Genomic DNA, 18613 nt, shown 5'->3' with positions numbered 1-18613 from the left:
TAAAGCCCCGGCGAACCGGCTAATACCCTCTCATGAAGCCAGTGATCTTTGGCCTGTCCGGGCCGAGCCTTACCGCAGACGAACGAGCCTTTTTTCAGGAGGCTCAGCCGGCCGGCTACATATTGTTCAAGCGCAACTGCATTGATCGTCAGCAGCTGCGCGCACTCACCGATGAACTGCGCGCGCTTGAGGGGCGATCGGACGTCGCGATCCTGGTCGATCAGGAGGGTGGTCGTGTTGCGCGGCTTGGCCCACCCGAATGGCCCGCCTTCCCGGCCGGCCCCGAGTTTGACATGCTCTATGATGTGGCGCCGATGTCAGCGATCGAAGCGGCGCGCGCCAACGCACAGGCGCTCGGGCTGATGATGGCGGAGGTCGGCATAACGGTCGATTGCCACCCGATCCTCGACGTGATCCGCCCCGAGACGACCGAGGTGATCACGATCCGCGCGTTCGGCAGCGAGCCGATGCGCGTTGCGGCGCTCGGTCGCGCGACGCTCGAGGGGCTGGCGGCTGGCGGCATCGTTGGCGTGGTCAAGCACATGCCCGGGCATGGCCGCGCGAAGGTGGACTCGCATCATTTGCTCCCGACGGTGACGGCAACTGAGGCGGAGCTGGAGGACGATCTCGCGCCGTTCCGCGCGCTCGCCCATGCCCCCATGGGCATGACCAGCCACATCGTGTTCGAGGCATGGGATGCCGAGCGGCCGGCAACCATGTCGCCGGTCGTGATCGATGAGGTGATCCGCGGCCGGATCGGCTTTGATGGCCTGTTGATGACTGATGATATCGACATGAAGGCCCTCTCCGGCACGCCGGCCGACAAGGCCGCAGGCGCGATCGCCGCCGGGTGCGACATCGTGCTCGATTGCTGGGCCCGCTTGCCGGAAATGACCGCGATCGCCGACCGCCTCGATGATATCGCGCCGCGATCACGCGATCGGCTCGACCGCGCCATGTCCAGCGTCACTCAGGCGGACGGCACGTTCGAGGCGCTGGTGGCAAAGCGCGACGAATTGCTTGCGATCGGCGCGTGATCGGGGAGCAGCTGACGCTTGATCTCGACGGGTGGGAAGGCCCGCTCGATTTGCTGCTCAATCTCGCACGCTCGCAAAAGGTCGACCTGAAGCAGATTTCGATCCTCTCGCTGGTCGAGCAGTATCTGGCCTATGTCGAACGCGCGCGAACGCTTCAGCTGGAACTGGCGGCCGATTACCTCGTGATGGCCGCGTGGCTGGCCTATCTGAAATCGGCGCTGCTTCTGCCGCGCGATCCGGGGGTTGAGCCCGATCCGGAGGAGCTGGCGCTACGGCTGCAGCTTCGGCTTGAGCGGCTGTCCGCGATGCGCGAGGCGGGCGCGCGGCTGATGGCACGCGATCGGCTGGGCCGCGACGTGTTTCGCCGGCCCGCCCCTGGCGGACTGCGCACCGTCAGGAAATCGCGCTGGTCGGCGGAAATCTACGATCTGATTGCCTCCTACGGGCGGATCAGCGCGCGTACCCGCCCGGTGATGCACGTGGTTCAGGACCGTGAGGTCATGACGCTGGAGGCCGCAATGGCGCGGATCTCCGCCTTGCTCGGCACGGCGATAGACTGGTCGATGCTCGATCGCTTCCTTCCTGATGGCGCCAAGGGTGCGTTTCTTCGGTCGGCGGTGGCGTCCAGCTTCCTTGCCGCGCTTGAACTCGCGCGGCAGGGCAGGGTGGAGCTGCGGCAGGAGGCGGCCTTTGCGCCCTTGTACTTGCGGGTGCCCGCGTGACACCCGGCAATGACGTGGTTCGCGCGGTTGAGGCGGTGTTGTTTGCCGCCGCTGATCCGATGACGATCGATTCGATCCGGGCATATGTCGGCGGCGGGGACGTGCGCGCCGCGGTGGAGCAACTCGCGCAGGATTACGCCGGGCGCGGAGTCAATCTGGTGCGGCGCGGCGATGCCTGGCACTTCCAGACCGCGGCCGACATGGCGCACGTGCTTCGGCGGGATCGCGAAGAGGTCCGCCGGCTCAGTCGCGCCGGGATAGAGACGCTCGCCATCATCGCCTATCACGAACCGGTCACCCGCGCCGAGATAGAGGCGATTCGCGGCGTGCAGATCTCCAAGGGGACGCTGGACGTGTTGATGGAGGCGGGCTGGGTCCGGCCTGCAGGCCGTCGTGAAGTTCCCGGTCGACCGCTCACCTTCGTGACGACGCCAGCGTTTCTGGCGCATTTCGGGCTGCAGTCGCGGCGTGACCTCCCGGGGATCGATGATTTACGGGCTGCAGGCCTGCTCGACCCCGTCGATCTCGCCGTGGAGCAACTCGCGGTAGAAAAGCCCGACGATGAGCACTAGATGGTCAGGACTTCAGGAGAATCCCCATGGGTAGCTTCAGCCTCCCGCACATTCTTATTCTCGCGATCGTTGCCGTCCTCCTGCTGGGTGGCGGCCGCTTCTCGAGCATGATGAGCGACGTCGCCAAAGGCGTAAAGAACTTCAAGAAGGGCATGTCGGAAGAGGACGAAGAAGCCAATGCCAAGCCCGCGCAGCGGATCGAGGCACAGCAGACTGCGCGTCCGGCATCCGAGACGATCGTGGAGGAAGACAAGGTCGCGCGCTGAGCTGACGCGCATCATCGTCGCCCGACATGCTTGATTTCAACATTTCCGAAATGGCCGTCGTGGCCGTTGTGGCGTTGCTCGTCATCGGGCCCAAGGATTTGCCCAAGGCGCTGCGCGTCATGGGTTATTGGGTCGGCAAGGCGCGCGGCGTGGCGCGCCAGTTCCGCGCCGGTTTCGACGAGATGGTGCGCGAAGCCGAACTCGCGGAGATGGAAAAGAAGTGGAAGGCCGAAAATGAGCGGATCATGCGCGAGCACCCAATGCTCTCGCCTGTCGAGCCAACGGCCGAACAGCCCGCCGGTACCGCAGACGTTCCGGCCATCGCTGGCGACGCACCGCCTGCGGGGGCCGATGGTGGCGGCGCGCAGCAGCAAGACGGGCCAGTGATGGTTGAACAGCCTAGCTTGTGGCCCGCGACGCCGCCGGTGAACCCCGACGCGAACGGCAAGGCGCCGTCATGAGCGCTGGCGACGAACTCGACGACACGCGTGCGCCGTTGCTCGATCACCTGATCGAGCTTCGCCGCCGTCTGCTTTACTGCATCGGTGCGCTCCTGCTCGCCTTTGCCGTTTGCTATTATTTTGCGGAAACGATCTTCGCCTTCCTGGTTCAGCCGCTCCTCGCGGCCGGGCAGAAGCGGCTGATTTACACGCAGATTTTCGAAGCCTTCTTTGTTCAGATCAAGGTGGCCTTCTTCGCCGCGATGATGATCTCCTTCCCGGTGATCGCCAACCAATTATGGCAATTCATCGCGCCGGGCCTGTATCGCAATGAGCGGCGCGCGCTTCTGCCGTTCCTGCTGGCAACGCCGATCCTGTTTCTGACGGGGGCGTCGATGGCCTATTATGTGGCGGTGCCCGTCGCGCTGCATTTCCTTTTGGGGTTCCAGGGGGAGATCGGCGGCGTGACGCAGGACGCGTTGCCGTCGATCGGCAACTACCTGTCCTTCATCATGCAATTCCTGTTCGGGTTCGGCCTGTCCTTCCTGCTGCCGGTGCTGCTGATGCTGCTTGAGCGGGGCGGGATTGTTACGCGCCAGCAACTGGTAGCGGCGCGGCGCTACGCGATCGTCGGCGCATTCGCGATTGCCGCGGTGTTGACGCCGCCCGACGTTGGCTCACAGCTGCTGCTCGCGATCCCCTTGTGCATTCTGTACGAGCTGGCGCTGATCGGCATCTGGTTCACCGAACGGCGCCGCGCGCGAGAGACGGCAGCCACTACCGCCAGCGAATAAGAAAAAGGCGGCGCCAACTGATGCTGGCGCCGCCTTTTTGTTGCCTGAGGCGTCCTTACTTGGCGCCGTCGGCCGTCTTGGCGACAGTGTTACCGGCCGACGAGACGTCACGTCCGACACCTTCCACCGTGTTGCAAGCCGAGATCAGCAGGGCGCCCGCCACTGCAACCATTCCGAACAACTTCTTCATTTAGCCCTCCTGCGCGCAGTCATCTGCACCGTGCCAATGCGCCATGAGGAACTTCGTTCCTTGGCGCGGCCGGGCATCAAGTGGCGGGAAGAAATAAGGCCCGGAAGCGTCACCGGGGGGGGGGAGGGTTGACGCTTCCGGGCCTATGTCGTGGATAGCGAGAGCGGGGGGGCATAAGGTCGCTATCCGAAGTGTAAAACGTCGATGGGAGAAGACGGTTCCTCTAATTTTCGGGCCGCCGCTCAAAAAAATGGGTCCATCCTTGACTGGGCCCCGCCGATCTGCCGCCGCTCAGTCGCGACCAAGGACCGCAATCGAAATCTCATAGGCGCCCGCCAGCGGATCGTGGTGGAGCGGCGCGCGCAGCTGGCGTGACAGGCCCTCGATCACGCGGCCGAAGCGGGTGGCGAGACCTTCTCGCAATTCCGGCCCTTCGATCAACGCGCGGGAGGATACGCGCAGCGTCGCGCGGTCGGGGGCCGGTGATTCCTTGACCGACACGCGAAGCTGCGCCGCTGGATCACACGTCACGGCCAGCTCGATCAGCTCGGTGGTCAGGAAGGCGACCGCCACGGCCACATCCTGCGAGACGAGATAGGGATCGATGTCCAGCTGGATCCGGAGGTTGGTTCCCTCGGCGGCCGTCGCACGGATGTTTGACGCCAGTTCGCCCAGCATCGGACGCAGCGAAAGCCCGCGGTTCTCTTCCATTTCCGCGAAGTGGTTGCGGTGCACCACCGCCAGTGCATCAACGCGCCGTTGGATCGACGCATAGGCCTGTGCCGCTTCGGGCGACTTGGCGCCGCGCGCGTGAAAATTGATCAGCGAGGAAATCACCTGGAGGTTGTTCTTCACGCGATGGTGGACTTCGCGCGTCAGCTTCGTCTGGCGCACCAGCCCCTCGGCCAACCCTGCTTCATGGATCGCCACCGTACGGGTGAGGGCGCGGAAAGTGTCGCCCAACTCGCGCAATTCCTGTGCCGGCAACGCACGTATGGCGAGCGAGTCAGTTTCTTCGCCGGGCGTGAACGCCGCCACGCGCGCGCGTAGCTGGCGCATCGGCCGGATCAGCAGCCGATCGACCACGAACCAGGCGATGCCCGCCGCCGCCGCCCACATCATGAGCGGCAGCAGTAGTGCGATGACCAGCGGAGAGGTGATCGGCGCAGTCCGCACCTCCATCGCCAGCTTGAGATCGCCGATCCCAAGGTCCGTCAGATTATTCTCTCGCCGCTCGAACGCATTCTCACGCGCCAAAGACTTAAGCACCAGTTCGTTGGAGCCATGGATCAGCGTGGCGGAATAGGCCGGGGTGAACCCGCTCGGCCGGCTCAATTCCGCGAGGAAGTCGGTCGGGAAGTAAGCTGCTGCGGTTACCTGCCCGGATCGGCCGACAACTCCCAGCAGCAGCCCACTGGTGGGCAGAATCTGCGCCGCTACCGCGGCATCGCGCGCCGTCTGGGCGACGCCCAGCGCGCCCGGAAAGCTACTGCCGCACAGCAATCGGCCGCGCGGGCCGAAAACCGCGAAGCGTGCACCGTTGAATGCCTGTTGCGCGAAAACACCCTGCACGCGCGCGCAGCTCGGCGTGTCACCGGGGTCGGTTTCCAATGCATCGACCGCCGCGCGAAGCGCGGTCATGTCGCCGATCAGTTCGATCGCGATCGCGCGGCTGCTTTCGGCCGCGGCCACCCGCAACCCGGCGCGCGCCTCGGTATCGGCGATCTGAGTGATTCGCAGCGTGGCGAAGACGGCAATGATCGCGAGCGGAAGCAGCGCGATCGACAGGATCACGAGAAGCTTGGCGCCCGTGGGCCATCGCATCATGAACGTCGGCGCCGTCGCGCCAACGCGCGAATCGTCCGCCGTCGTTGCCATGGCTGTGCTTAGTCTAGCTTGCCAAGGAGGGAAACGAACTCGTCGGGTATCTGCTCATCGATCGTTTTCTGATAAATCGATCGCAGCGCCGCACCCATGTCGCGGTCCTTGGACTGCACCGCAGTGCTGCCCTTCTTGCTGACCGGCTTTTTTGGCGCTTCCTTGTCCGAAACCAACGCTTACCCCCCGAAACACCTGTCTCGCATGCTGTGACGATTCCTTGGCCGGTTACGGGCCTTGGCACCAGCCTGTTCATCAAGGCTCGCGATGGTGGAAACAAAATAGCTGTTCGTTGGTTCCATGGCCCGACGACGAATTGCGTCGTTGGGCGCTGTGCGTCCGCGGGGGTTTGTCGAAGTTGATCAATCCGGGTTTGGCGCGCAAAGCCGAACCCTATTTCATTTGGGAGTCGTTCCGCCTCATGTCGCTTGGACAACAGCTCGCCCCACATCTGCCCTTCCTGCGTCGTTATGGGCGGGCGCTCACCGGCAGCCAGTCGCACGGCGACAAATACGTTCGCGCCACGCTTGAGGCGATCGTCGCCGCGCCGGAGGAGTTCCCGCGCCATGTTGATCCGCGGCTCGGCCTTTACCGTACGTTCCAGGCGATCTGGGGTTCGACGAACAACGACGACCATCTGTCCGATCCGGGTGACGTGGACGATCAGGAAGCGGTTGCCCGCGCCCGTCTTGCGCGGATGACCCCGCTGTCGCGGCAGGCGCTGCTGCTCACCGCGATGGAGGGCTTCACCGTCGAGGACACGGCCTATCTCATCGACGTGTCGCCAAGCGAGGTCGAGGCACTGGTTGCCGATGCACTGTCGGAAATCGAAAACCAGACCCGTGCCCGCGTCCTGATCATCGAGGACGAGCCGATCATCGCGATGGATATCGAGACGATCGTTCGCGATCTCGGCCATGAAGTGACCGGCGTTGCCGTGACCCGCGACGAAGCGGTTGCGCTGGCAATGGACGACCGCCCCGGACTGGTGCTCGCCGACATTCAGCTGGCCGACGATTCCTCGGGCATCGACGCGGTGAAGGACATCCTCAGCGAGTTCCAGGTGCCGGTGATCTTCATCACCGCCTTCCCTGAGCGTCTGCTGACTGGCGAGCGTCCGGAGCCGACCTTCCTCATCACCAAGCCGTTCCAGCGGTCGACGGTGAAGGCAGCGATCAGCCAGGCATTGTTCTTCGATCAATCGACCGCACCCGTTTCCTAAAAAACGATACGGACCCAAAACGGTGTAGGATTGTTTAGGCTATATGGCTGACGAACATGACAAGGTCGAGTTGAGCACTGACGAGGCTCGCGCTGGCACCACGCCGCATATGACTCGGTACATCCTGCCCGTTTCCATGGTCTTGGTGATCGTGGTGTTCGCGTTCTTGCTGTTCACGCGGCTGTAGACGCGAACGCCATGTTGACCGGACGGGTGGAAAACAACGCCGGTGCTGTCTATCTTACGGAGAGGATGCCGGTTCATTCCGGTGCGGGGACCGAACGACAAATTATGACCGAAGCTGAACCGCGTGATGACGCCGCGGCCGATGTGGCATCGGTCGAGCACGTCTCTCTATCCGATCCCGAATTCAAGAAGCAGCTGGCGCAGGTAATTCCGCATCTGCGCGCCTTCGGGCGATCGCTGTCGGGTAACCGCGATCTGGCGGACGATCTGGTGCAGGAAACGCTGCTGAAGGCCTGGGCGGCGCGCAAGCGCTTCCAAGCGGGCACCAACATGCGTGCCTGGACCTTCATCATCCTGCGCAATCTTTACCTCTCCCAGATGCGTCGTGCGCGCTTCAAAGGGGAGTGGGACGATCTGGTCGCCGATCGGCTGCTCGCCGCACCGGCCAGCCAGGACAAGCATGTCGAGCTTGCCGACATGCAGCGTGCACTCCTCCATCTGCCGCAGCCACAGCGCGAGGCACTGATCCTCGTGGGCGCAGGTGGCTTTGCCTATGAAGAAGCCGCCGAGATCTGCGGCGTCGCCGTCGGCACTATCAAGAGCCGCGTGGCGCGTGGGCGCGTCGCGCTGGAGGCGCTGATGAGCGGCAGCGACATGACTTCGCGCACTGATCACACGATCGCCAGCGTGAAGCCGACGCTGGACGAGATCATGGACGAAGTGGACGAACTGAGCCGCGATCGCTGATCGCCGGCTTGGCTCGGCCCGTTCGCCGGACACGCACGTTACCCGATCAGGCGTTAATTCCTGGGCACTCGGTACAGCGCGGCAACCAGTGACTTCAAATCGTCAGGCGTGCTGCGTGCGTCGTTGAACGCATAGCGTAGCGATTCACCGATTGCGTCGGTGTCGCGTGGATAACGCACGAAATAGCCTTCTGCGCCTCCGTCGTGTTGATGATGTTCATGTGCGGTCATGCGCGATAAAACGGATCAGGAGACACGTTGGTTTCATGGTCCAGGCTACGGATTTTCCCTTGTCAAGCAAAAAAGATGCAGCCGCCCTCGTGGCGGATGCCATCGAGCGCGCACATGATTTCTCCCCATTTCTCGCGAACTTGATCGATCGGGAGCCGGCGTTTTCGGTCGAGACGCTTCAGCGTCCCATCGCGCTCGATCGCGATTTTGCGACGGGCAAGGCGCTTCGTCTCGCACGGCGTCAGTTGGCGCTTCAGGTCGCGATCGGTGATCTCGCCGGCATCTTCGACCTGACGGATGTGACACACCGGCTGACCAACTTTGCCGATTTCGCGCTGAACGAGGCGATCCGGACGGCTTTGCTCGAGCGGTGCCCCGACGAGGAACCCACCGGCTTTGTCGCGCTGGCGCTTGGCAAGCAGGGCAGCCGTGAGCTGAACTATTCGTCTGACATCGATCCGATCTTCCTGTTCGATCCTCGAACGTTGCCCACGCGCCGCAACGAGGAGCCAGTCGACGCCGCCGTCCGGATCGGCCGGCGGGTTATCGAACTGCTCCAGGCGCGTGATGCCGACGGCTATGTGCTGCGGGTCGACATGCGGCTGCGCCCCACGCCCGAGGTGACGCCGATTGCGCTGCCGATCGACGCCGCTGTCACTTATTATGAATCACAGGCGCTGCCGTGGGAGCGCGCCGCCTTCATTCGCGCGCGTCCGGCGGCGGGTGACATGGCACTGGGCCAGGCATTTCTGGACACGATCCGTCCCTTCATCTGGCGCCGGAGCCTCGATTTCGGCGCGGTGGGCGAAATCCTGGAAATCAGCCGGCGGATCAGGGATCACCATTCGCAGGGGCAGACCTTTGGCCCCGGCTACGATCTGAAACGCGGCCGGGGCGGCATTCGTGAGATCGAATTCTTCGCACAGATCCACCAGCTCATCCACGGCGGGCGTGATCCCGCCCTTCGAACCGGCGACACACGTGCCGCGCTCGCCGCGCTCGCCGCGGCCGGCCGGATCGATCCGGAGGACGCGCGGGCGCTGTCGGAGGCTTATGTCGCGCTGCGAACGGCCGAACATCGCGTCCAGATGATCGACGATCGCCAGACTCATTCGCTGCCGACCGGAGAGGCGCTGGAGAATGTCGCGAAGCTGGATGGTCGCGCAAACGGTGCCGCGTTGCTCGCGCATCTGGAGCCCCACGTTACCCGCGTCGCGACCACCTTTGGCAAGCTTGCGCCATCGACCGGCGATACGCTGTCGGCCAACGGTGACGCCCTGACCGCGCAACTGCTGTCGGCAGGGTTCGCCCAGCCGGAGGTGGCGGCGGCACGGATCAGTTCGTGGCGAGCGGCACGCTATCCCGCGCTGCGCAGCGCTGCGGCGCAGGCCGCGTTGGAAGCGGTCCTGCCGGGCTTGGTGACGGCGCTCGGCGAGGCGCCGGCGCCGGAGGCTGCGCTGAACCGGCTCGATCGGCTGTTCGAGCGCTTGCCGAGCGCGGTGAACATATTCCGCCTGCTGGAGGCGCGGCCCGCGCTGATCGCGCTGCTCGTGCGGTTGCTCAGCCACACGCCGACCCTTGCCGAGGAACTGGCGCGGCGGCCCGATCTTCTCGATGGGTTGATCGACGCCTCCGCATTCGATCCGGTGCCCGACGTCGCCGGGATCGCTGCGATGATGCGCAGCAATGAACGCCGCGCGGATTTTCAGGCGAAGCTCGATCACGTCCGGCGCGTGGTCAATGAACACCGCTTCGCATTGGGCGCTCAGATCATCTCCGCGGTCGCCGATCCGCTTGACGTCGCCGCCGGCTATTCACGGGTCGCGGAGGCAGCGATCGAGGTGCTGGCCGGGGATACCGTCGCTGAGTTCGCGCAGGCCCACGGCCGCGTGCCCGACAGCGAGTTCGTCATTCTTGCGCTTGGCCGGCTGGGGGGAGGGGCCCTGACGCACGCCTCCGACCTCGATCTCATCTACCTCTTCACCGGTGACTTCGCGGCGGAATCCGATGGCCCCAAGCCGCTGGGCGCCACGCTATACTATAACCGTCTGGCACAGCGCGTGACTGCCGCTCTGTCGGTCCCGACCGCCGCTGGCCCGCTTTACCCAATCGATACGCGGCTCCGTCCGTCCGGAACGCAGGGGCCGCTGGTGGTCAATCTGGAATCGTTTGCCCGCTACCAGCGGGAGAGCGCCTGGACATGGGAGCATATGGCGCTCACCCGCGCGCGTCCCGTCTTCGGGTCGCCGGCGGCGCGCGCGCAGCTGCAATCGATCATCGACGATGTGCTGAATGGCGATCGGCCGCAGCGCGACGTGGTGGCCGATGCCGTGGCGATGCGCGCGGAGATGGCGGCGCACAAGCCGCCGATGGGCCCGCTCGATGCCAAGCTGTTGCCGGGTGGGTTGGTCGATCTGGAATTCACCGTTCACGTCGCGCAACTGACGCGGCGGCAGGGGTTCGACGCCAATCTCGGCCGTGCGATCGACAAGCTGGGGTTCGGTCCTGAGCTTCGCAAAGCACATGATCTGCTGACCCGACTGATCGTCACACTGCGCCTGGTGGCGCCCGACGCCACGGAGCCGGCGTCGCCTGCCACCCGCGCGCTGGTGGCGCAGGTGTTTCATCTGGCGGACTGGGATGCCGTGATCGCTGACTTGGACGCCGCGCGGCAGCACGTTACGGCGGCCTGGAAAGGATTGATCGATGGACACACTGCCGGACGTGACGCTCACGGCGATTGATGGCCGGCCGCTGCCCCTGAAGGATCAGCCGCTGCCGCTCGTCGTCTATTTTTATCCCAAGGATGACACGGCTGGGTGCACGCGCGAGGCGCAGGACTTTTCCGCGCTCGCCACCGACTTCGCCGCAGCCGGCACGGCTGTGATCGGTGTGTCGAAGGATCCGCCGGCCAAGCACGAGAAGTTCGTGTCCAAGTACGATCTGCTGGTGACGCTCGCCAGCGATGAGGATGGATCTGCCTGCGAGGCGTTCGGCACCTGGGTGCAGAAATCCATGTATGGGCGGCAGTATATGGGCATCGAGCGCGCCACCTTCCTGTTCGGCCGCGACGGGCGGCTCGTGCGCGCATGGCGCAAGGTGAAGGTTCCCGGTCACGCGGCTGAGGTGCTGGCCGCGGCGCGCGCACTTTGACGACGACAATCGCCTCGGCCGCGCGACTGGTGCTCGCCACCGCCGAACCGGCTGCCAAGGTGAGGGCCGCTCGGCAGGCGGCGCGCGCCTGGCGGGCGGGGCGCCTTGAGCATCGCTTCGACGTGTCGATGCCCGATGCGCCGGCGCGACCGGACCAGCCCGAGCTCTTGCCGCCGGCACGAATGCCCAAGCGCGGCAAGGGCGGATCGGAACGTGGGCGGATCGCCTTGCTCCACGCGCTGGCGCATATCGAATTTGCCGCCATTGATCTGGCGTTCGACATGGCCGGCCGCTTCGGCGCGGCGTTTCCACGCTCCTTCGTCGATGATTGGATTTCGGTAGGGGCGGACGAAGCGATGCACTTCGCGCTGCTCGATCGGCGGTTGCGCGCGCTCGGCAGCCACTATGGCGCGTTGCCCGCACACGCCGGGCTCTGGGAGGCCGCAGAGGCGACTGCCGGGGACGTTCTGGCGCGTCTCGCGGTCGTTCCGATGGCGTTGGAAGCGCGCGGGCTGGACGTGACGCCTGCCACTGTGGACCGTTTCCAGGCGGCCGGGGATTCGACCAGCGCGCGCATCCTGCACCGCATCTACACCGACGAAATCCGGCATGTCGCGATCGGTGCGCGCTGGTTCAAAACGAGCTGTGCAACCGCCAATCTGGACCCTGCCAGTCACTGGAAATCCCTGATTGGCACGCGTTTTCGCGGCATTGTGAAAGGTCCGTTCAACGACTCAGCGCGGGAGTCAGCCGGCCTGACGCGAGATTACTACGGCGCTATTGCTTAACTGCTGAAAAGAAGGGCAGTTGACGGTGTCCGGTGAGCGGGGGGCCGCAATCCAGACCAGTTTTGAACATGCGACGTGCGATGGCTTTTGCTGATCGTGCGCGCGTCAACAATCTTGCTCGGGGTTCGATGTCCAAGATTTCTCTCGCGCCGGCTAACCGCATCGCTGCTGGCGCCCGCCTGCTCTTTTCCCCACGCAACGTGATCTTCCATGATGGCCGCGCGGTCCGCCGTGTACGCCTCGGCCGCTTGTCGCAGAGCGCGATGGCGGGGACGGCCGCTGTCGTGGTGGCGTTCGCCGGTTACGGAGCAGCGGCAGCAGCAGGGCAGACCGCCGGTGTTGCGCCGCAGGCCGAACGGCTCGAGACGATGGAGCGCAAGCTCGTCCACATGCATGAGCGTGTGGCAAACGTCCGCAAGGCTGCTGAGGAGCGTGCCGCACAGCTGGAAAATCGCCAGGCGCTGCTTGCCGCGGCGCTGACCGGTGTGGGCGATGAGAAGAAGCTTGCTCTCGCCACGCTGAAGATTGATCCGGCTGGCGATCGCCTCGCCGCCTTCGCGGTCGCTCCCTTCGCCAAGATCGAGCGGCGCCAGACCATTCTGGCCGAACTCGCGCTCGACCATCTGAACGAGCGTTATCAGAGCGCCGCGCAGGAACTGCGCGCGCGCGGCCTCCGCCCGGAGCGTGTGGCAAAGGCTGGCAAGAACACTGGCATGGGTGGTCCTCTGATCCCCGCCGCCAGCGCCGAGGCGACTGCTGATCTGAACGCCGATGCGCAGTTCCGCTCGCTGTTCATGACCTGGAAGAAGCTCGACAAGCTTGAGCAGGGCGTGATTTCGATCCCGTCGGTTCAGCCGGTCCAGCACCTTACCTTCACCAGCAACTTCGGCGTCCGCAGCGATCCGTTCCGCGGCACCGCTGCGATGCACGCCGGCGTCGATATCCCCGGTCCGACGGGCACGCCGATCTATGCGACTGCCGATGGCGTCGTGAACCACGCGGCGCGTCAGGGTGGCTATGGTAACCTGGTCGAACTCAATCACGGCAAGGGGATCACCACCCGCTACGGCCATTTGTCGAAGATCCTGATCAGCGACAATGCGCGCGTGCGCCGCGGCCAGATGATCGGCCTGATGGGCTCGACCGGCCGCTCGACCGGCCCGCACCTTCACTATGAAGTGCGCATCGACGGTCGCGCCGTGAACCCGATCCCCTTCCTGACCACCGCGGATTATCTGCTCGCGGCACAGGATCGCTCGGTCGGCCAGATCCCGGTTTCGACTAGCGGCCCGGCAGCGCAGGACGCGCTCGGTCACTGATCCGGTTGCGGGCGAGCCGGCGCAGTCCTATCTCGATCCTATGGCAACGCTCGCACCCGAAATCGCCTTGACGCCCTCCGCTGCCGCCCGTGTGGCGGCCATCGCGGAGAAGCAGCAAAAGCCTGCCATTCTGCGCCTGTCGGTAGAGGGTGGCGGCTGCTCCGGCTTCCAGTATCGGTTCGGTCTGGCTGATGCGCCGGAACCTGGCGATCGTATCGCCGAAACCGATGGCGTTCAGCTGCTGGTGGACGAGGTCAGCCTCGATCTCGTGCGCGGCGCATCGGTGGATTTCGTGGAGTCGCTCGGCGGCGCGGCGTTCAAGGTCGACAATCCCGTTGCGGCATCAGGATGCGGTTGCGGCACCAGCTTCTCGGTGTAAGCCGGCTCCGTGAAAATCGTCACCTACAACGTCAATGGCATCAAGGCGCGACTGCCGCGATTGCTGGAGTATCTCCATGAGCAGCAGCCGGACGTCGTCTGCCTGCAGGAACTCAAGACGGCGGATGACACTTTCCCGATCGATGACATCCGCGACGCCGGCTATGGCGCCGTGTGGCATGGTCAGAAGGGCTTCAACGGCGTCGCGGTTCTTGCCAAGGGCATTGATCCGGTCGAGCAACAGCGCGGCCTGGATGGGGAGCCCGAGGACGAGCACAGCCGATATCTGGAATGCGACGTCAACGGCCTGACGGTCGCCTCGATCTACCTTCCCAATGGCAACCCGCAGCCGGGGCCCAAATTCGATTACAAGCTGCGCTGGATGGACCGCCTGGCTGCTCGTGCACGCGCGCTGCTCGCCGCGGAGACGCCTGCCGTCCTCGCGGGTGATTATAATGTCATCCCGAATGACGACGACACCTTCTCCACCCGCGCAATGGCTGACGATGCCCTGATGCAGCCGGAAAGCCGCGCCGCGTACCGCGCCTTGCTGGCGCAGGGCTGGACCGATGCGCTCCGTGTGCGTCACCCCAGCGGTCGGGTCTGGACGTTCTGGGATTATCAGGCCGGCGCGTGGCGCCGCGATGCCGGATTCCGCATCGATCACCTGCTGCTCTCGCCCGCCGTGGCTGACCGTCTCGTCGAGGCTGGCGTCGACAAGGATTATCGTGGTCGCGAGAAGGCGAGCGACCACGCGCCGACCTGGGCGCGCTTGCGCGACTGATCGGCCGCGGCGCACCGTCGCGGAAGCGCTCATGTTCCGAAAAAATGTTCATTGCCGGACAAGTGATCGCACCTCGTTCGCGATCGCACGGCAGCAACATGGTGAAAGCTGCCGGCACTTGGCGTTCTCCGCTGAAGATCGGTGAGCGGTGCATGGGGTGCATCAGCTAAGTCATTGAAACGACGTCTCGGATGGAATTGGCACGGCGGATGCAACGCTCTTGGGGACAGCGCGAAGGACGCTGTGAACCTGAGAGGACACACCATGACCATCATCGCAATCGCCACGGCCGCCCTCCTGCTGGGCGCTGCTCCGGAACCCGCACCGGCTCCTGCACCCGCGCCGACCGCGCCCGCCGAACGCTTCGCTGAGCGGTCGTTCGAGCCTGCAACCGATCAGCGCCGCGTGTGCGTGATCGATACCATCGGCGGCCCGGGCATGGCCCGTCGCTACTGCCAGTCGCGCGCTGACTGGGTCGCGCAGGGCACCGACCCGCTCGCCATCCGCCAGTAAGTGCCGATCATCGGGCTCGCGCACGGCCCCAGCGGCCGCTGCGCGAGACCCTGCGGGGATGCTGAAAGCCGCCGCAACCGCAGCAGCTCCCAATCGGCTCCCTCCCAATCGCGTCAGGTTCGCGGGCGCACCGACAACCGGTACCGCGCGCGCAGCGCTCAAAGCGCCTTTTCGTACACCTGATAGACCTTGTTGACGTGGCTCTCGATCGTTTCCGCGATCGATCGCATCCCCTGATTGTCATCGAGGATCCAGCCGATCTCACCGCGCGAGGCGCCGTAATCCTGCACCGCCGCCCGGCGGATGTATTCGATCATCATGAACGCCAATTGGCTGGCCATGCGCGAGGATTGCAGGCTCTTCACCACGCCCATCAACGGCACGCGCATCGTGCGCACCTGCGGCTTGCGCAGCCACAGCAGCAGCTTTGCCCAGCCGAACGGTAGCAGCGATCCCTTCAGGCCCTTCAGCGGCTCGTTCAGATCGGGCAGGGTGATCATGAACGCCACCGGCGCGCCGTCCACCTCGGCGATCCGGATCAGGTCGTTGAACACGATCGGCTTCAGCTTGACGCCCACGTCGCGGATTTCGGGCGGGGTGAGGGGCACGAAGCCCCAATTGTCGCTCCACGCATCGTTCAGGATGCCCAGGATAATCGCTGCCTCCTCGTCGAAGCGCGATTTGTCGACCGGGCGCACGTTGATGCGCGGGTTCTTCTCGCCAGACTTGATGATGCGCTGGACGATCGGCGGGAATTCCTGCGTGATATCCAGCTCATAGGTCATGAGCTGCTTGACCGGGGCATAGCCTGCCGCCTCGATCCACTGGCGGTATTCGGGCTTCGCATGACCCATCATCACCGACGGCGGGTGGTCATAGCCCTTGATCAGCAGACCTGGGTCTTCCCAGATCGACTGCGAGATCGGGCCTAGCACCCGCGTCATCCCTTCGCCGCGCAGCCATTGCTCCGCGCGCTCGACCACTGCCGGAAAGACGGTCTCGTCCTCCGCCTCCATCAGCCCCCATTGGCCGGTGCCGGGGCCAAAGCCCTGGGCGGCAGGCATCTCGAGTGCCAGAAGATCGATATGGGCGGAGATGCGCCCCACCACCTGGCCGCCGCGCTCCGCTACAAACAGCTGCGCCTTGGCGTGGCTGTACCAGCCGTTCTTGGCCGGATCGATCAGCCCCATCGCCTCGCTTTTCAGCGGCGGGACCCAGTTCGGATCATCCTTGTACAGGCGGAACGGCAGGTCGATGAATGCTTTGCGATCGCGCTTGCCCGTCACGGGGCGGATAGTGAGAGAGCCGGTCATGCTGCTTCGTGTAATCGCGAGAAGCGATCATGGCGAGCGGCCTTTCCACAGATGGCAAGCCTGTTGCAGCCACCGTATCGCCACTATCTTAGGCCAATGGACATGCCCATGACGACCACCATCCTTTCGCGAACAACGCCGGGTTCGGCCGCGCGCGTTCCTGTCGCTGATGACCGCGCCATGCTGAAGGCGGCGGCGGAATTGACGCGCGATCTCAATGCCCCGCGTCCGGCGGTGTACTGGGCTGACTTTCTTGGCTCGGTCGCGGTCGGCTACGGCGCGCTGGCGGTCGCTATCGTGGCCACGCCGCTCTGGCTGACGCTGGTGGCCGGCGTCATCGCCATGTTCGCGCTGTATCGCGGCATGAGCTTCATCCATGAGCTTACCCATGTGAAGCATGCGTCGCTGCCGCATTTCCGGCTCGCCTATAACATCTTCATCGGTGTCCCCATGCTGGTGCCGTCCTTCATGTATGAAGGGGTGCACAATCTGCATCACGCCCGCACGCGTTATGGCACGTCGGAGGATCCCGAATATCTGCCGCTCGCGCTGATGAAGCCGTGGTCGCTGCCGGTGTTCGTACTGGTCGCTGCGCTCGCGCCTGTTGCGCTGCTTTTCCGCTATGGCATTCTGGCCCCGCTCTCGCTCCTGTCGCCGGCACTGCGCCGCATGGTGGTTGAGCGTTTCTCTGCGCTCGCGATCAATCCGCAGTTCCGCCGTCGATTGCCGGAAGGCGACTTCCGTCGGCAGTGGGTTACGATTGAGGCATTCTGCGCGCTGTGGGCGATGTCGCTCATCGCACTCGTCGCCACCGGCACGGTGACGTTGCGTGCCTTTGCAATCGTGATGGCGGTCGCCTCGGGTGTCGCGGTGATCAACCAGCTGCGTACGCTGGTCGCGCACCTGTGGGAGAATGAGGGCGAGGTGATGACGGTCACCGCGCAGTACCTCGATTCGGTCAACGTACCGCCGCCGGCCACGCTGCCGGCGCTGTGGGCACCGGTTGGCTTGCGCTACCATGCCCTGCATCATCTGCTGCCGGGTCTGCCGTATCACGCGCTGGGCGAGGCTCACCGCCGTCTCAGCGCCGTGCTCGATCGCGAATCGCCTTATTACAAGGCGAACTACATCGGGATGCCGGGCCTAATCGGGAAGATTGCCCGCAGCACGATGCTGCCACGCTGATCGACGCGTGACTGATTGATGCAGCGCTGGCAGAACCAGCGCTGCTCGATCGATCTGTGGGGTAGGCGGTTTGGCGGCTCCCGACGAGGTCGGGGGGGAGGCTATTCCTCGGTGCGCAGAAGCACCGCTTCACCGATCAGCAGGAACAGCAGGAACGGCGCCCAGGCCGCGAGGAACGGCGGGTAAGCGCCGAGATTACCCATTGCGAGCGCGAAATTGTCGGCGACGAAATATGCGAAGCCAAGCCCCATGCCGATCACCGCGCGGATGAACAGCTTGCCCGACCGCGCGATCCCGAACGCCGCCACCGCACCCAGAAGCGGCATCAGCACCGACGACAGCGGCCCGGACAATTTATGCCACAGCGATCCCTCGAGCGCCGCCGTCGGACGTCCTGCGGCGGCGAGATCGTCGATCGCCTCGTTCAGCGCGCGGAACGACAGGCCGTCGGCATTCACCGATGACAGCGTGAACTGATCCGGCGTCACGCCGCGGGCGATCACGACCGTGCCGACATCGCTCAAGCGCCCGGTGTCGACGTCGAACCGCTTTGCCGGCCCGATCGCCCAGCCATCGCCGCTGCGGCGACCGGTAGGAGCCGTGATGATCGTGCGCAGCCGTCCACCGTCCCGCTCATACAGCGTGACCCCCCCCAGGATCGCATTATCGCCGCGCCCGCGGATCTGATCGACCTCGACCAGATCGTCGCCTGTTCGGACCCAGACGTTGGATCGATCGCCTCGATCGATCGGAAGCTTCCCGTAATTGACCTTTTGCCACTGGCTGAGCGTGGACGTTGCCCTCGACACGACCCGGTCGTTGAACACGAAGCTGATCACCGCAATCGCAATGCTGGCGGTGATGAGCGGCGCCAACACCTGATGCGCCGACATGCC

General features: G+C 64.8%; 22 protein-coding genes. 17 read left to right on the top strand and 5 right to left on the bottom strand.

The features are described 5' to 3' along the window. Window positions 1–32 precede the first annotated feature (32 nt). The 6 genes from nagZ to tatC are packed head-to-tail and all read left to right on the top strand — an operon-like array spanning window position 33 to window position 3831. Window positions 33–1037, top strand: coding sequence for a beta-N-acetylhexosaminidase (nagZ, locus tag K0S66_RS10950; RefSeq protein WP_301075426.1), 1005 nt, complete (start codon window positions 33–35; stop codon window positions 1035–1037). After that, complete coding sequence (locus tag K0S66_RS10945; RefSeq protein WP_301075425.1) at window positions 1034–1759, top strand: ScpA family protein; 726 nt, start codon at window positions 1034–1036, stop codon at window positions 1757–1759. The genes nagZ and K0S66_RS10945 overlap by 4 nt, the downstream gene beginning before the upstream one ends. After that, window positions 1756–2331, top strand: a complete 576-nt coding sequence (gene scpB / locus K0S66_RS10940; RefSeq protein ID WP_301075424.1) for an SMC-Scp complex subunit ScpB — start codon at window positions 1756–1758, stop codon at window positions 2329–2331. Before K0S66_RS10945 ends, scpB begins: the two co-directional genes overlap by 4 nt. A gap of 26 nt (window positions 2332–2357) precedes the next feature. Further along, complete coding sequence (locus K0S66_RS10935; protein WP_301075423.1) at window positions 2358–2597, top strand: twin-arginine translocase TatA/TatE family subunit; 240 nt, start codon at window positions 2358–2360, stop codon at window positions 2595–2597. 26 nt (window positions 2598–2623) lie between these two features. After that, on the top strand, window positions 2624–3058 hold the full coding sequence (gene tatB, locus K0S66_RS10930) for a Sec-independent protein translocase protein TatB (RefSeq protein ID WP_301075422.1): 435 nt from the start codon (window positions 2624–2626) through the stop codon (window positions 3056–3058). After that, complete coding sequence (gene tatC / locus K0S66_RS10925; protein ID WP_301075421.1) at window positions 3055–3831, top strand: twin-arginine translocase subunit TatC; 777 nt, start codon at window positions 3055–3057, stop codon at window positions 3829–3831. Before tatB ends, tatC begins: the two co-directional genes overlap by 4 nt. 55 nt (window positions 3832–3886) lie before the next feature. Here the strand turns inward: tatC and K0S66_RS10920 are convergent, their stop codons facing one another. The 3 genes from K0S66_RS10920 to K0S66_RS10910 form a co-directional block, all read right to left on the bottom strand. Continuing rightward, window positions 3887–4021 (bottom strand): entericidin A/B family lipoprotein, encoded by a 135-nt coding sequence (locus tag K0S66_RS10920; RefSeq protein ID WP_301075420.1) that lies wholly within the window; start codon window positions 4019–4021, stop codon window positions 3887–3889. A 291-nt stretch (window positions 4022–4312) separates the two neighbouring features. Then, entirely contained in the window at window positions 4313–5899 is a 1587-nt protein-coding gene (locus K0S66_RS10915; RefSeq protein WP_301075419.1) for a sensor histidine kinase, read from the bottom strand. A gap of 8 nt (window positions 5900–5907) precedes the next feature. Next, on the bottom strand, window positions 5908–6075 hold the full coding sequence (locus K0S66_RS10910) for a NepR family anti-sigma factor (RefSeq protein ID WP_301075418.1): 168 nt from the start codon (window positions 6073–6075) through the stop codon (window positions 5908–5910). A gap of 245 nt (window positions 6076–6320) precedes the next feature. Between K0S66_RS10910 and K0S66_RS10905 the strand changes: the two genes are divergently transcribed. The 10 genes from K0S66_RS10905 (at window position 6321) to K0S66_RS10860 (ending at window position 15219) form a co-directional block, all read left to right on the top strand. Beyond that, complete coding sequence (locus K0S66_RS10905) at window positions 6321–7121, top strand: response regulator (RefSeq protein WP_301075417.1); 801 nt, start codon at window positions 6321–6323, stop codon at window positions 7119–7121. A gap of 43 nt (window positions 7122–7164) precedes the next feature. Continuing rightward, on the top strand, window positions 7165–7308 hold the full coding sequence (locus tag K0S66_RS10900; protein WP_301075416.1) for a hypothetical protein: 144 nt from the start codon (window positions 7165–7167) through the stop codon (window positions 7306–7308). Between the two features lie 104 nt (window positions 7309–7412). After that, complete coding sequence (locus tag K0S66_RS10895) at window positions 7413–8054, top strand: sigma-70 family RNA polymerase sigma factor (RefSeq protein ID WP_301075414.1); 642 nt, start codon at window positions 7413–7415, stop codon at window positions 8052–8054. Window positions 8055–8319: 265 nt separating this feature from the next. Then, window positions 8320–11028, top strand: coding sequence for a bifunctional [glutamine synthetase] adenylyltransferase/[glutamine synthetase]-adenylyl-L-tyrosine phosphorylase (locus K0S66_RS10890; RefSeq protein ID WP_301075413.1), 2709 nt, complete (start codon window positions 8320–8322; stop codon window positions 11026–11028). After that, window positions 10991–11437 carry a peroxiredoxin gene (locus tag K0S66_RS10885; protein WP_301075412.1) on the top strand — a complete coding sequence of 149 codons (447 nt, stop codon included), beginning with the start codon at window positions 10991–10993 and terminating at the stop codon, window positions 11435–11437. Before K0S66_RS10890 ends, K0S66_RS10885 begins: the two co-directional genes overlap by 38 nt. Beyond that, window positions 11434–12225 carry a ferritin-like domain-containing protein gene (locus K0S66_RS10880; RefSeq protein ID WP_301075411.1) on the top strand — a complete coding sequence of 264 codons (792 nt, stop codon included), beginning with the start codon at window positions 11434–11436 and terminating at the stop codon, window positions 12223–12225. Before K0S66_RS10885 ends, K0S66_RS10880 begins: the two co-directional genes overlap by 4 nt. A 128-nt stretch (window positions 12226–12353) precedes the next feature. Beyond that, window positions 12354–13544, top strand: a complete 1191-nt coding sequence (locus K0S66_RS10875) for a peptidoglycan DD-metalloendopeptidase family protein (protein ID WP_301075409.1) — start codon at window positions 12354–12356, stop codon at window positions 13542–13544. Between the two features lie 40 nt (window positions 13545–13584). Beyond that, entirely contained in the window at window positions 13585–13923 is a 339-nt protein-coding gene (locus tag K0S66_RS10870; protein ID WP_301075408.1) for an iron-sulfur cluster assembly accessory protein, read from the top strand. A 9-nt stretch (window positions 13924–13932) separates the two neighbouring features. Beyond that, on the top strand, window positions 13933–14706 hold the full coding sequence (gene xth / locus K0S66_RS10865; RefSeq protein WP_301075407.1) for an exodeoxyribonuclease III: 774 nt from the start codon (window positions 13933–13935) through the stop codon (window positions 14704–14706). Between the two features lie 264 nt (window positions 14707–14970). Beyond that, a complete protein-coding gene (locus K0S66_RS10860) occupies window positions 14971–15219 on the top strand; it encodes a hypothetical protein (protein WP_301075406.1) in 249 nt (82 codons plus the stop codon). A 158-nt stretch (window positions 15220–15377) separates the two neighbouring features. On the opposite strand, the gene K0S66_RS10855 is transcribed toward K0S66_RS10860, so the two are convergent. Further along, window positions 15378–16532 (bottom strand): N-acetyltransferase, encoded by a 1155-nt coding sequence (locus K0S66_RS10855; protein ID WP_301075405.1) that lies wholly within the window; start codon window positions 16530–16532, stop codon window positions 15378–15380. Window positions 16533–16634: 102 nt separating this feature from the next. On the opposite strand from K0S66_RS10855, the gene K0S66_RS10850 reads away from it, so the two are divergent. Next, the gene (locus tag K0S66_RS10850) at window positions 16635–17717 is read left to right on the top strand and encodes a fatty acid desaturase (protein ID WP_301075524.1); all 1083 of its coding nucleotides are present in this window, start codon (window positions 16635–16637) and stop codon (window positions 17715–17717) included. Window positions 17718–17818: 101 nt separating this feature from the next. Here K0S66_RS10850 and K0S66_RS10845 read toward each other — a convergent pair. Next, the coding region (locus K0S66_RS10845; RefSeq protein ID WP_301075404.1) for an LptF/LptG family permease at window positions 17819–18613 on the bottom strand (795 nt) is incomplete at its 5' end.

It is taken from the genome of Sphingomonas sp., from assembly GCF_029239295.1.
Taxonomy (GTDB): domain Bacteria; phylum Pseudomonadota; class Alphaproteobacteria; order Sphingomonadales; family Sphingomonadaceae; genus Sphingomonas.
The sequence above is the reverse complement of the archived record's forward strand: the minus strand, read 5'-3'. Positions and strand labels throughout refer to the sequence as shown.

Bases quoted from the DNA above. Each gene is read 5' to 3' on its own strand.
- nagZ (WP_301075426.1), top strand. From the start codon at position 33: ATGAAGCCAGTGATCTTTGGCCTGTCCGGGCCGAGCCTTACCGCAGAC.
- K0S66_RS10935 (WP_301075423.1), top strand. From the start codon at position 2,358: ATGGGTAGCTTCAGCCTCCCGCACATTCTTATTCTCGCGATCGTTGCC.
- tatB (WP_301075422.1), top strand. From the start codon at position 2,624: ATGCTTGATTTCAACATTTCCGAAATGGCCGTCGTGGCCGTTGTGGCG.
- tatC (WP_301075421.1), top strand. From the start codon at position 3,055: ATGAGCGCTGGCGACGAACTCGACGACACGCGTGCGCCGTTGCTCGAT.
- K0S66_RS10920 (WP_301075420.1), bottom strand. From the start codon at position 4,021: ATGAAGAAGTTGTTCGGAATGGTTGCAGTGGCGGGCGCCCTGCTGATC.
- K0S66_RS10915 (WP_301075419.1), bottom strand. From the start codon at position 5,899: ATGGCAACGACGGCGGACGATTCGCGCGTTGGCGCGACGGCGCCGACG.
- K0S66_RS10905 (WP_301075417.1), top strand. From the start codon at position 6,321: ATGTCGCTTGGACAACAGCTCGCCCCACATCTGCCCTTCCTGCGTCGT.
- K0S66_RS10900 (WP_301075416.1), top strand. From the start codon at position 7,165: ATGGCTGACGAACATGACAAGGTCGAGTTGAGCACTGACGAGGCTCGC.
- K0S66_RS10895 (WP_301075414.1), top strand. From the start codon at position 7,413: ATGACCGAAGCTGAACCGCGTGATGACGCCGCGGCCGATGTGGCATCG.
- K0S66_RS10890 (WP_301075413.1), top strand. From the start codon at position 8,320: ATGGTCCAGGCTACGGATTTTCCCTTGTCAAGCAAAAAAGATGCAGCC.
- K0S66_RS10885 (WP_301075412.1), top strand. From the start codon at position 10,991: ATGGACACACTGCCGGACGTGACGCTCACGGCGATTGATGGCCGGCCG.
- K0S66_RS10875 (WP_301075409.1), top strand. From the start codon at position 12,354: ATGTCCAAGATTTCTCTCGCGCCGGCTAACCGCATCGCTGCTGGCGCC.
- K0S66_RS10870 (WP_301075408.1), top strand. From the start codon at position 13,585: ATGGCAACGCTCGCACCCGAAATCGCCTTGACGCCCTCCGCTGCCGCC.
- K0S66_RS10860 (WP_301075406.1), top strand. From the start codon at position 14,971: ATGACCATCATCGCAATCGCCACGGCCGCCCTCCTGCTGGGCGCTGCT.
- K0S66_RS10855 (WP_301075405.1), bottom strand. From the start codon at position 16,532: ATGACCGGCTCTCTCACTATCCGCCCCGTGACGGGCAAGCGCGATCGC.
- K0S66_RS10850 (WP_301075524.1), top strand. From the start codon at position 16,635: ATGCCCATGACGACCACCATCCTTTCGCGAACAACGCCGGGTTCGGCC.